This is a genomic window from Desulfobacterium sp. N47 (assembly GCF_051233685.1).
GTDB lineage: Bacteria > Desulfobacterota > Desulfobacteria > Desulfobacterales > RPRI01 > RPRI01.
In genome coordinates this window covers 1-11917 of the sequence record NZ_JBAMMY010000065.1, presented here as the reverse complement: position 1 = coordinate 11917, position 11917 = coordinate 1, and the positions used below count along the sequence as shown (strand labels likewise).

At 41.1% G+C, this 11917-nt stretch carries 12 protein-coding genes; all 12 read right to left on the bottom strand.

From position 1 onward, the window contains the following. Positions 1 to 368: 368 nt before the first annotated feature. On the bottom strand, positions 369 to 953 hold the full coding sequence (locus VXK47_RS03825; protein ID WP_435547446.1) for a hypothetical protein: 585 nt from the start codon (positions 951 to 953) through the stop codon (positions 369 to 371). Positions 954 to 1243: 290 nt separating this feature from the next. Beyond that, complete coding sequence (gene gspD, locus VXK47_RS03820) at positions 1244 to 3331, bottom strand: type II secretion system secretin GspD (protein ID WP_435547445.1); 2088 nt, start codon at positions 3329 to 3331, stop codon at positions 1244 to 1246. Further along, on the bottom strand, positions 3331 to 3825 hold the full coding sequence (locus tag VXK47_RS03815) for a hypothetical protein (RefSeq protein WP_435547444.1): 495 nt from the start codon (positions 3823 to 3825) through the stop codon (positions 3331 to 3333). Before VXK47_RS03815 ends, gspD begins: the two co-directional genes overlap by 1 nt. Further along, the gene (locus VXK47_RS03810; RefSeq protein WP_435547443.1) at positions 3822 to 4364 is read right to left on the bottom strand and encodes a hypothetical protein; all 543 of its coding nucleotides are present in this window, start codon (positions 4362 to 4364) and stop codon (positions 3822 to 3824) included. Before VXK47_RS03810 ends, VXK47_RS03815 begins: the two co-directional genes overlap by 4 nt. A gap of 8 nt (positions 4365 to 4372) precedes the next feature. Beyond that, entirely contained in the window at positions 4373 to 5554 is a 1182-nt protein-coding gene (locus VXK47_RS03805; RefSeq protein ID WP_435547442.1) for a hypothetical protein, read from the bottom strand. A gap of 4 nt (positions 5555 to 5558) precedes the next feature. Further along, positions 5559 to 6479 carry a general secretion pathway protein GspK gene (locus tag VXK47_RS03800; protein WP_435547441.1) on the bottom strand — a complete coding sequence of 307 codons (921 nt, stop codon included), beginning with the start codon at positions 6477 to 6479 and terminating at the stop codon, positions 5559 to 5561. Then, a complete protein-coding gene (locus VXK47_RS03795; RefSeq protein WP_435547440.1) occupies positions 6460 to 7125 on the bottom strand; it encodes a PulJ/GspJ family protein in 666 nt (221 codons plus the stop codon). Before VXK47_RS03795 ends, VXK47_RS03800 begins: the two co-directional genes overlap by 20 nt. A gap of 9 nt (positions 7126 to 7134) precedes the next feature. Continuing rightward, complete coding sequence (locus VXK47_RS03790; RefSeq protein ID WP_435547439.1) at positions 7135 to 7557, bottom strand: hypothetical protein; 423 nt, start codon at positions 7555 to 7557, stop codon at positions 7135 to 7137. Between the two features lie 2 nt (positions 7558 to 7559). After that, entirely contained in the window at positions 7560 to 7985 is a 426-nt protein-coding gene (locus VXK47_RS03785; RefSeq protein ID WP_435547438.1) for a type II secretion system protein, read from the bottom strand. A 31-nt stretch (positions 7986 to 8016) separates the two neighbouring features. Beyond that, a complete protein-coding gene (locus tag VXK47_RS03780) occupies positions 8017 to 9216 on the bottom strand; it encodes a type II secretion system F family protein (RefSeq protein ID WP_435547437.1) in 1200 nt (399 codons plus the stop codon). Next, positions 9216 to 10892, bottom strand: coding sequence for a GspE/PulE family protein (locus VXK47_RS03775; RefSeq protein WP_435547436.1), 1677 nt, complete (start codon positions 10890 to 10892; stop codon positions 9216 to 9218). The genes VXK47_RS03780 and VXK47_RS03775 overlap by 1 nt, the downstream gene beginning before the upstream one ends. Positions 10893 to 10895: 3 nt before the next feature. Continuing rightward, a complete protein-coding gene (gene gspG / locus VXK47_RS03770; protein ID WP_435547435.1) occupies positions 10896 to 11297 on the bottom strand; it encodes a type II secretion system protein GspG in 402 nt (133 codons plus the stop codon). Positions 11298 to 11917 lie beyond the last annotated feature (620 nt).

Here is an 11917-nt window from a genome sequence, read left to right as displayed (position 1 = left end):
AAGTTGACGTAAGTGCTTGAAATACTTGGTATATAAATTGCAATGCATTTTACATGCCATCTTTTTATGTTTTGTGAAAAAATATCGCAAAATTTTAAAACCATGTTTGAACGGCTTCAAAAACAGTGAAACTTTAGATTTTAATTATAGCCCTCTTTTTATACAACCCCCTTAGTCCCCCTTTGCTAAGAGGGAATCCGAGAAGCATCCCTTTTTCTAAGAGGGAATCATTGGAGCATCCTCTTTTCTAAATGGAAATCAGTGAAACATTCCATTTTTTTTATGGAGAAACAATTAAAAACTCCTCTTATCTGAGAAGAAATATGTATGATAGATATGCTTGGCTTTCTCCTTGATAAACCAAATAGTCATTCACACTCTTTTTCTTCAAAACCGCACCCTTTTGAGGGGCTTTTTTTGAATATATCCCAGGTATCAGTCTTTTCCTCTCCAAGAACATTGCTTATTGTGGTCATCAGCACAGGCACCTGTGAATATCCGTTGCGGACAAGATATGCCTTGTTTATCCAGCTTATTGTCCTGATAAAGAGAGAATCGTCCGAGCCGGAAAAATCATTCAACCTGTCTACCGCATCTTTAAGTTCTGTCCCATTTTCTATCATCTTCCTAAACTTTAATAATTTTATCACATCGCTGTTATTTTTTGCAACCGGGAAAATAGCTGTCTTGCTTAGCAAATATGTGTTTTGCTGAATATCACCCAGCATTTCCAAACACGCACTACAACCTGGTGAAATAAAAAGTTTTACAGGCGCATCAGAACTACCGTAAATCGGTTTGGGGTTCAAAATTCCGGTTTTAAAAATACTAAAAAGCGCCAGCAAAAAGCAAAAAGTCCAAACAGGTTTTAAGGGCATCTGTTTATTATGAAAATGAATAAAAAAGATAAAACCCAACAAAGCTGCAACGGTAATACAGGACGGACACGGCATAAACAGCGCCTGCCAGATTAATAGTCCGCAATTAATAACTATACCAAAAACTAAAAGCCGATCAAAAAACTTAAAGCTGTTTTTGCGGTAACCATACAGATAGAAAGAGGATAGAAAAATAAAATATCCTGCTCCGTAATGATAATAGGAAAGGCGCAAAAAAGTAAATTTTGCATATATCTTGCAACCCTGGGATGAACACAGTAAAGAATCAGGCCACAGAAAGTTTATAAGACAATATATAAAACCTGCGACGGAAAAAAAAAGTATCCATTGCAGTTTGCTTTTGCTTATTTTAACCACTTAAGTTCCTTCCTGAATTCCGCTGTAACTCTGGTGGCATCATCCACGTTCGATATTATGGTCGGGGTCACAAGGATAATCAGCTCCGTCTTGTTCTTCGTCTTGGAAGTAGCTTTAAACAGGTTACCGATTATCGGGATATCCCCCAAGCCGGGAACCTTGCTTTCCCCTGTAGTGTTTTTTTCTTTCATTAAACCACCAAGCAAAAGTGTTTGCCCCTGAGCTATCACAACAGTAGTATTTATTTTTCTCATCAAGATAACAGGAGAACCGGCAACTCCCTTCTCACCTGTTTCCGAAACTTCCTGAGAAAGCTCCAGAGTAAGCAGGCCTTCTGTGTTTATGGTCGGTTTAACACGCAAAATAACGCCGGTATTTCTGTATTGAACGCTCTGGAGAAGATTTGTTGAAGTTATCGTGCTTTCGGTGGATGTAACCTGGCTTGTAACCGTAGGTACGTCTTCACCAACCTGTATTGTTGCCTCTTTATTGTCAATAACCATCAGGCGGGGTGTTGAAAGAATATTGGTCTTCCCGGCAATAGCAAAGGCGCTGATAAGGCCTTTTACTTTTTTAGATTCACTGATAAAATTAAAGGCAAGACCGGAGGCCGACAAGCCCAGATTTCCTGAAGTGCCCAGTGTATATGCTCCTCCCTGCAAAGTGTTGTTTATATACCATTCAAGACCATACTGCAAATCATCTGAGAGTGTCAGCTCTGCAATGGTTGCTTCAATAAGAACCTGTTTTGCCGGTTTATCGAGAGTCCTTAAAAGAGTAAGCAAGTCCCTGTAAACAGATGGTGATGCCATTATCATTATTATGTTTTTTGTATCATCTGCCGCGATCTTCAAACCGGAAGGAAGGGAAATCTGACGGGTCTGAGAAGAAGTATTTGTCCCCGTGCGGGACGTTTGCTGCTGCGTTGATTCGCCTTTTTGTGATGTATCTGAACGGGAAGATGCAGATATACCATAAAGATTCTGCAAAGATTCCACAAGATCCGATGCTTTAGAATATTTCGGGATATATGTGTAAACTTTTTCCTCGGTTCCGGCAGCTTCGGGTGAATCCAACCTTTCTTTCCACGACAGGATATACTGGGAAGTGGTGTCATCCGGAGATACCACAAGAACAGCATTTAACTGTTTGATAGGTAGAAAATAAGGTCCGGGAGATTTTGGAAAAGCAGCTATTGTATAACCAATTCCTTCAAGAACTTTAGAAATCTGTTTTGTGAATTCTTCAGGCTGCCAGTAGGTAAGCCGCAACAAAAGGAGTTTTTTATCCTGGAGGGTCGGGACATCGAAGGTTTCAATTAAATACATAACCTGCTTTATATCAAAAGCCCGGCCATAGAAAAGCAGCACGTTTTCTCTTCCATATGGTTTAATCTTAACCTCTGATTTATAAATATCTTTTATGATCGGCTCTATATCGGAGGATCTGATATGTTTGAGGGGAACAACCTGCAAAATATCCGCCGGGCTGTCCTGAACATCTCTGCCCATTTTAATATCGAAGGGCTGTTTTGATTCGGAAGGTTTGGCAAGAACATAAAGAGCCCCTGCCTTTTCCTCTACGCAAAGGCCGTATTTTTCAAACATACCGATAGCTATATCAAGAGCCCGGCCTGCAGGCATTGCCTGAGGCATGTTAAGCGTTACGGACTGTTTGCTGTTCATAATTTTCTCATCCATGACAAATGTAACTTTCAGGGTCTCTCCAAGAGCATAGATGACAAAATCAGAAAGCGGCATTTTTTCCACATTGATCATTACCGGGTCTTTGGCCAGCGCCAGATGGCTTGTATCCAGAGGCTCCCTTGGAGGAAGCTCTTTTTCGGGAGAAGTTTTTTGAAAGACCGGAGGTTGCAGAACCTCGTATCCGGGCTCTTTTACTTTTGTTTCCTCCGCTTTTGCTTCCGGGGAGATTTGGGCAATTGTCTCTTTTTTTTGAACTGCCGGTTCATTCACCAATGCAACCGGGTTACTATTCGGTTTTGTCAAAGCACAACCACAGGCAAAAAGGACCAGCAATATACAAACGGTGATGCGTGTTTTATTGATTTTCATTATTTCTTTGCACCTGATACCAAACTTTGAATATTAAATATCTTCTGTATCTTCTCATCTTCGCCCATCCTGAGTTTTACGAAAGTGCGGTCTATTTCGGCTATAACGGATCCGTCAAGCATTTTGTCTCCTGCTTTCATATAAATAACCGAACCTTTGTAATCACGGAAAAGAGCTCTTGCTTCTTTTCCCATGAGAATACCGATTAAGGTATAAGGATTTTCAGGAATGACGATTTCCGTAGCTTTTTCGTCTGTTGCATAGCTCCCGTTTGCAGAAAAAAGATTTCTTGCTTCAAGCTCTTTATAAGAGGCAACTGCTCCGGAGTTGCTCTTGTCTTCCACTTCTGCAGCAGAAATTTTCTGTTGAATAACTTTGGGCAAAACAGTTCGTTGGTGAATATCCCTGTTCACATTCGGCCGGACGGAAAGCATAAAGGCAGCAAGGGCGACCAAACAGATGCTGATGATATCGGGAGCAAATTTCCGGATCATATTTCCATCCTGAAAGCAGATATGGTAAGAAACATCGCAAGACCTTTACCGCTTCTGGTGATTTCCAGGCTTTTCAACTTCAAAGCCCGTTTTTGCTCGCCTGCAACTTTAAGCGTATCAATCAATGCATCCGCATTTCCTGACAAACGAATCAGGACAGAAATTTCGGTTAAATCCTTACCTGCCGACGCCTCCGGCAGCTCAAAATTCAGCACCGTCAGCCCCTTTTCCTGTGCATATGCAATGAGCCACTCAAGAACATCAGCCTGTATGTAAGAGATGCCTTTTTCTTTATCATACAGGTAAGTATCTACCGCACTCTTATCTATAACAGGTTTAGCTTTTCTTTCAGGCTGTGCAATCTGTCGGGCCAGAAGGCTGTTTCTGAGCTGATAGGCTTCATACTGCTCTGCAAAAACGGCTTTCTTCGCTGCAACAACTCCATGCAATGGATATACCAGAAAACGTAACAGAGCAAGAATTAAAATAATATGGATGCCGATAAGCCTGATTTTTTTTTGTTTGCTGTTTTCTTCCATTATAAAAATTATTTCAACTCCAAAGTCATCAGGATATTATATACCCCTGTGCCGGATGCCTTGGACGGCGCACCCTTGACTCCGATCTTCTTAATATCTTTATCAACACTAAGCGCCTTAAGAACGGCCAGGGGATCTTTTGCAGAAACGGTAAGATCAATATTATTTTCATTGCAAACAAGCCTGGTAATAAAACTTCCTTCCGGCAGGCGGCGGGCAAGCATGGTCATCACATTAAGCGGCAAAGGTCCCGTTTTCAGCTTTTCTTTTACTTCCTTTATAACCGGTGAGTAATCTTTTTGAGGTTGCGTCTGATCCACAGCCGCCAATTTTTTGTTTATTTCCATGGTTCTGCCTTTTAAAACAGCGGCAGCCTTATCATAGTTTTTCCATGTTAAAGAAAGCATAAGAGCATATCCCAAAACAATGTAAAGCACTATCCTCAATACCAGCATCTGATCGATACCAGGCATAAAGCCAATATCGCTTCCGACCTTAAATGACCGGAGATCCAGAGAATAAGTTCTATCTATGCATGGAGGAACCGGACTGTCCGGTATCCGGATTATTTCATGCTGAAATTCTCCCCCCGGTTGAAAAGACGGCAACCCGTAAATAACCAGCTTTTTAATTTCTTCATCGTCTTGAGCAAGGCTTAATAGAAATTGGGACAGATCACGTGCGTCAAATCGTGCTTTCGGTAATGAAACAGCCCCCAGAAAACGATCATTGGCATTAGCTGTCATATTGATCCGGTCCCGGAACGGATAAATCGTAACCCGGGTATCCGTTGCATCAAAGGCGAGATCTTCAGGCAATACGTAATGGAATGGAAAAACCGATTTGATATTCTCATACTGATCTGATTCCCAGGCCCATATATCCATATTGGTATAGGTACTGTATGTTTTGGCGACACGACAGTAAAAGGCCGGTTTTGAAAGGGGAAAAAGATTTTTGATCTCCATGTTAACCGCATTGGTTAACTTTGCAAACGGAGCAGGCGGGTATCGTTTGCAAAGATGCATAAGTCTTTCTCTGCCGACAACAAGAACCATCTTATGCAGCCGGCTTCTTACCGGCTTAAGCTGATCAATGATGCCGGAGGCATGCAGGGCAGGTTTGCCTTTATCATACCGATACACGTCAAGCTTGTCTTTATGCCAATAGGCAGCCAAAATCTTTTTCATAGGATTATTCCTCGATCCAGTAGAAAACACTGTATGGCACAGACAAATTCTGAATCATACTTATACCTGAACGGATGGTATAAAAACTCCTGGGCCTGCCGACTGTAACTTTAATGTCCATATATAAAGAAGGAAAGAAATATATCCCTTCTTCGAGCACTATATGGCGTCCTGTTAAGGCAAAAAGCTCGGTATCAGATGAGACCGGCTTGATAGCCATATAATCCCGAAGCGTTTTTAAAGTATCTTCGTTAATATTCAGATAGGCCATAAGAACGGCATCGCCGGCAGTATTAGGGTTAAAACCGGTCGAAGGCAACATGGTAAGAAAGGGCTCAATTTTACCATAAAGCTTATCGTTCATTCCCTTTATCATTGTTACTTCTTCCTTGTACTGCAGAGGATAATTCCTCGGTTTCCACGGCAAACCCTTTCCCTGGTAGTAAAAGTCTTCCGCACCGTTTGTGCGGGAAAAATTATCCGCATCCATCCAGTCAAGAAAACTATCCACGAAACCACTGTTATCACCAGCCGGGTCGATATTTATTATCAGTTGCCTTAAGGCTGCTTCTTTGACGGTAGCAAGAGATAGCATGCCGTTGCTGTCCTGAGCCTGGATATAAATATCATCGGCCATCAATACTTTACTGTTGTTCAAAGGCAGCGACTTCAGCCCGGAAAAATTCTGCCCCCCGGCAAACAGGGTTTCCTTCTGAGATACACGCCCGTTTAAAATTTGATAAATGATGGTGTCATAAGCAGAGCGAGCCTTTATAATCGCTTCCGCTTTATTCTTCAGTCCATCCGAAGCTTTCAGATGTTCTTTGACAAGCCAGTTGAAACCCAGGCCGACAACAATAATAACGCCTGTAATCATTACCATAAGTATGGTAACAGAACCTTTGTTATCGCGGAAATCTTTCATTATATAGCATTTTTGCTCTGGAATTGAGATTGATACTGCAATACAAGGAGCTTCGCTCCGCTTTACCGGTAAAAGATATCTTTACTAATGAGGGAAGCAGCTTTTTTTTGCGCCCGTCGAAGCTGTCACTCCATTCGGATTTCTTTGTAATAAAATCATACCCATAGAACTTAAATTCAACATTTTCGATGTTCTCAAGGATTTTAAAGGATTTTCCTTTCTTGTAATCGCCGAAAACATCTTCCCTGTCTATATCTTCATAAGATTTTGTATAAACGGGCAGCTCGTAATAAACAAGTGATTTTTTCCCATCATTCTGATTTTCAATTTTGATCCGGACAACTACCGGAAGGTCGCCGGCAAAAGGCGCCAGTGAGACATAGGACACACCATCCCGGTCACCCTTAAAATAAGGAAACCATTGGTCGCTTCTTGTAAAAACATAATAGTCGACAGCAGAATTAAAGCTTTTGTCAAGCGAGATCTTTTTTGCATAATCCCAGAAGTCGAGACCCTTTTCCAGAAGTCCGTGATATTGGCTGAGTCCCTGGTTCAAAGCAGCGCCGGCAAGCATCATCATAGCCGTAAAAATAGCCATAGCTACAAGAACTTCAATAAGCGTATAACCTTTACAATACTTATTCAAGATCTTTGCCTAAAGATTTTCAGGTGAAAATAAGGGCTTATAACGAAACACATTGACTATATAATCCCGTTTGACATCCTGATAGCTTAAGCTGAAATCCACTTCATATAGATAGAGTTCATGTAAGGAGCTAGCCGGATTATCACCATACGTCTGGACGGGCCGGGACGTTTCGAGTAACTTTGCCTCCCACGTGAGATTTACACCGTCTCCAAGATCTTCGGTGCCTGTTTTTTGATTAAGATCAAGGGACTTAAAAAGACCCGAAGTCTGAATAAGTTTGGAAGAGAGGATATTTGACTTCCGGGCCTGCTCCAGATATGTGTAACCTATCCGGAAAAGGTACATAGTCGTGGCTATTCCGGCAGTAAGAATCAAGCCGGCAATAAGAATTTCCAGAACCAGGAAACCCTTCTCACTCTTCAGAGTCATTATTATCCGGCCGCCGTTACAGTCAAACCCCCAAGCGGGGCTTCAACTTGCAGATTAAAAATATAATCTCCTGCATACAGTTTAATGGAGCCGCCGGATGTTGTCCCATTCTTATAAAATTCGATGGGTGAATCAACGCGGATACGAACATCATCAAAGGCCTTTGGGTTTCCGTTGATCACAAGATCATCATTAACCGAGGTTATAATTTTGCTCTCGCTGTAAAGAAATGAATCCAGGCGCATATCAGAGAGATAAACCATGATCTCCTGGACCTTAAGATCAGCCGTATATCGTGAATACATCGCAAAAGAGACCGGCAGGCTGACTGTAAGCATAATGCCGATTATAGAAATGACGATCAATAATTCGATCAATGTGAATCCCTTTTGAGACCGTTTTTTGTTTGAACCCTCTGAATAACTCATAGGAAATGATTTCACGGAATCTACTTTTTAGTTACATCTTGATGTTGCTTACGCTCATAACTGTAAGAATAAGAGTTATAACAATGAATCCGACAATTAACCCCATCGCGATAATAATCACAGGCTCCAACAGACTCAACAGCCTTTTAATCCCATTTCGGAAACGCTCATCAAATACTTGATAAAGTTCAAGAAATATATCTTTAAGATTTCCACTTTCCTCACCGACCCTGATCATATTCGGAACTATCGGCGGCAGAATATGTACCTGCTCAAAAACATCAGCTATCTTCTTGCCTTCTTTAATCTGACCGACAAGAGAAGCAATCGGCCCTTTAATCTGTTCATTCTGAATCAAAGCTGAAGAAAGCTTCAAAGCTTTAATAAATTCCACACCACTTTGAAGCATTGTGTACATGGAGTATGAAAATCTTGACATCTCGAGATTCAGGACGAGTTTTCGGATAATTGGGATGAAAATAAGGTAGTGATAAAGGTTTGGCGCCTTGATCTTGCCTGGATTCAGACGTCTGAGCACTAAAAAGCCGACAACCAGTCCGGCCATAATACCAATGCTTGTAAAATTAAACCACCCGCTGATAGCATAAAGCGCCTTGGCCGGCAGAGGAAGTCGTGTACCCTGAGGTCCGAAAATACTGAAAAACCTTGGCACTATAAATTGAAATATTACAAAAAAAGTTACACCGCTCGCAAAAACAAGAAACGCCGGATAGCTCATGGCGTTTCTTACTTCCGCTCTGAACTGAATCTGAAACCGCAGGTATCTTGCAATATTCTCGAAGGCCTCCCGCAATTCACCTACCGCTTCACTTACATGAATCATGCTTATAACCAACGGACCAAAGCGGCCCGTATTATCAAAAGCCTGTGCAACCCCTTTGCCTGCTTTAATATCCGCAATAATCCGCAATAAAACTTCCCTGAGATCCTGTTTCTCAGTAGCGTGAATAAGTATATCAAATGCCTTATCAATCCGCATGCCGGACCGTAAAAGAGTGCTCATCTCACGGGCAATATTATACATATCCTCGTCATTAAAGTTCCTCTTAACAGCAAACCAGGAACCGGCTCTGGCCTTCTTTTCGGTCAGACCGGTCACAACTATCCCCCGAGCTTTCAGCATTTCCAGTGCTGCAGCATAATCGGCTGCGGTAATGCTGCCCCGACTTTCCTGTCCGGCAGGGTCAAGCGAGCGGTAAGCAAATTCCATCAGCATACCCTCAGCACTTCTTCGATAGTAGTTAATCCTTTGGCTACCTTCAGTATTCCATCTTCACGGAGAATGCGAAAATTCTCTTTTTCGCGCAGTGCGGATCTGATATACTCCAGAGACATCTTTTTAAGAAAAACCTCTTTAAGTTCATCGGTATATTGAAATAATTCAAATACTGCAATTCTACCACGATAACCTGTTTTCGCACAATGCGGACAACCTTTACCCCGCATAAATTTCAGCCCGCCATCCAGCATCCTGCCGAACCGATTCTCAAGTTCATTGAACCCATATTCTTTTAAAATGTGATCGGGCGGTGGATCTACAACCTCGCTGCAGTATGAACAGTTCTTTCTTACAATCCTCTGGGCAACCACACCAACAAGAGATGCATTCAGCAGATAATCGGGCAGGCCCATTTCAACAAGCCTGAAAAGGCTGCTGGGGGCATCATTGGTATGAAGGGTGGAAAGAACAAAATGACCGGTTAATGCTGATTGAATAGATATTTCCGCCGTCTCTCTGTCTCTGATTTCTCCAACCATAATAATATCCGGATCATGCCTTAAAATAGAACGCAGAGCACTTGCGAAAGTCAAACCGATTTCGCTTTTAACCTGAATCTGATTTATCCCTTCCAATTGATATTCCACAGGATCTTCAATTGTGATGATTTTACGCTCCTTGCTGTTCAGGCGGGTAAGCATAGAATAAATGGTTGTTGTTTTCCCCGAACCGGTTGGTCCTGTAACAAGCAATATTCCATAAGGGTGAGACAAAAGGTTGACAACGATTTCTTTATGATCCGCTTCCAATCCCAAATATTCGAGATCGAAAGAGACTTTTTCCCTGTACAGCAGCCTCATAACCACTCCGCCTCCGCCTATGGTCGGCATGGTTGAGACGCGGATATCAAGAAATCTGGAAGCGATTTTTGTTGTGAATTTACCATCCTGCGGCAGCCTGTTTTCGGCAATATCTAGTCCGGCAAGCAGTTTTATTCTGGATACGGTAGCAAGATAAAATGCCTCTTCCAAAAAATCTATATCCTGCAAAATACCGTCGATTCTGAAGCGGACCCTATAGGTTTTTTCTGATGACTCAATATGGATATCTGAAGATCGGGTTTCAACTGCTTTGCTGAGAAGATTATTGAGAAACTTGATCACCGGGGCCTCGAAAGCCATTTCTTTTAGCTTTTCGGTATCATCGCCTACAGTCAATGAAACAAAATCTTTATCCTGAGTAGAAATATAATTCCGTGCAAAATCCTTAATTGACTGTTCCGTGGCAAGATTAATCTGAACAGAATAACCAACTTTATTAAAAATATAATCGAAAACCGGATAATTAAAAGGATTATTGGTTACAAGTTGGATTATTTTATTGTCATGATCAATTTTTACCGGCAGGCAATTGTTCTTAATAAGAAAACCGTAAGACAACTTTTCTTCGAGATAAGTAATAACAACCTCGTCCTCTGCCCATTCCTCGGTATAAAGAGGAATTCTTAACTCCTTGGATAAAGCCTCCGTCAACTGGCCATCAGTTATTGCCCCTATCTGGACAAGAATCTGTCCAACATTTCCCCCGAGTTCTTGTCTTAGTTTAAGAGCCTTGTTTATGTCTTCATCAGTCACATTGCAGCAATTTTTCAAAATCTGAGTTAGCACCAATTACCAGTTCCTTGCAGAATTTTCATCAAATTTACCTTTTTCACCAAGTGAAAAAATATCAAACGCTCCATGATCACCTGGAACTTTATATTGATAATCCTGCCCCCACGGATCCTTGGGGATGGTTTCTTTAGAAAGGTAAGGCCCACGCCATTTGGGATCTGTTGACTTTGTAAGCTCCTCAAAACTTGTGGGATAACGGTTCATATCGAGCTTAAAAGACATAACGCTTGATGAAAGCATCTCTACCTGAGCTTTTGCTATTTCTTCTTTAGATCTCTCAAAACGGCTCATAAGATTAGGTGCGACCAGAGAAGCAATAAGCCCGATTATAATCACGACGATTAATATCTCAATCAGAGTAAAACCTTGCTGACTATATTTTTCTTTTTTTATATTCATCTTTATAATCTCAAATTCAATTTAGTTAAAATTATGGGCCTTTTTCAAAACGTTAAGGAATTGGCGCAAGCCCGCAGCTGTCTAAAAGAAATGACCTGCATGGAAGTTCTTCTGACAATATATCGTAACAATCTTGTAAATTATCCTTCACGGTATTCATGACAAAAAAATAAGGTCAAAATAGATATTGCCGATACCAAATATAACAGATTTTACATATCTGTTGTGCAAATATGTAAAATACTCATAACTTTTGCGCCCGCCGAGAGAGCTTTGCATAACTCATTGAACGCAATTTTCGGGGAGTTCCCTTTTTATTTCAAAAAATTTATAAAAAAGTATTTATTATAGTTTAACTAAAGTTTCACTGTTTTTGAAGCCGTTCAAACATGGTTTTAAAATTTTGCGATATTTTTTCACAAAACATAAAAAGATGGCATGTAAAATGCATTGCAATTTATATGCCAAGTATTTCAAGTACTTACGTCAACTTTTGCTTGACTTTCCTCCCTTTTCATGAGAGGATATCTTCGTAATTTTTTGATATCCCCTATGAAAGGAGCAACTTTAAAAATGTTTATTCTTAACGACATCCTTAAACCTCTACAGAAAACGTTTTC

Excerpts from the sequence above, each read along its gene's own strand:
- VXK47_RS03825 (WP_435547446.1), bottom strand. The coding sequence starts at position 953 with ATGCCGTGTCCGTCCTGTATTACCGTTGCAGCTTTGTTGGGTTTTATC.
- gspD (WP_435547445.1), bottom strand. The coding sequence starts at position 3,331 with ATGAAAATCAATAAAACACGCATCACCGTTTGTATATTGCTGGTCCTT.
- VXK47_RS03815 (WP_435547444.1), bottom strand. The coding sequence starts at position 3,825 with ATGATCCGGAAATTTGCTCCCGATATCATCAGCATCTGTTTGGTCGCC.
- VXK47_RS03810 (WP_435547443.1), bottom strand. The coding sequence starts at position 4,364 with ATGGAAGAAAACAGCAAACAAAAAAAAATCAGGCTTATCGGCATCCAT.
- VXK47_RS03805 (WP_435547442.1), bottom strand. The coding sequence starts at position 5,554 with ATGAAAAAGATTTTGGCTGCCTATTGGCATAAAGACAAGCTTGACGTG.
- VXK47_RS03800 (WP_435547441.1), bottom strand. The coding sequence starts at position 6,479 with ATGAAAGATTTCCGCGATAACAAAGGTTCTGTTACCATACTTATGGTA.
- VXK47_RS03790 (WP_435547439.1), bottom strand. The coding sequence starts at position 7,557 with ATGACTCTGAAGAGTGAGAAGGGTTTCCTGGTTCTGGAAATTCTTATT.
- VXK47_RS03785 (WP_435547438.1), bottom strand. The coding sequence starts at position 7,985 with ATGAGTTATTCAGAGGGTTCAAACAAAAAACGGTCTCAAAAGGGATTC.
- VXK47_RS03780 (WP_435547437.1), bottom strand. The coding sequence starts at position 9,216 with ATGGAATTTGCTTACCGCTCGCTTGACCCTGCCGGACAGGAAAGTCGG.
- gspG (WP_435547435.1), bottom strand. The coding sequence starts at position 11,297 with ATGAATATAAAAAAAGAAAAATATAGTCAGCAAGGTTTTACTCTGATT.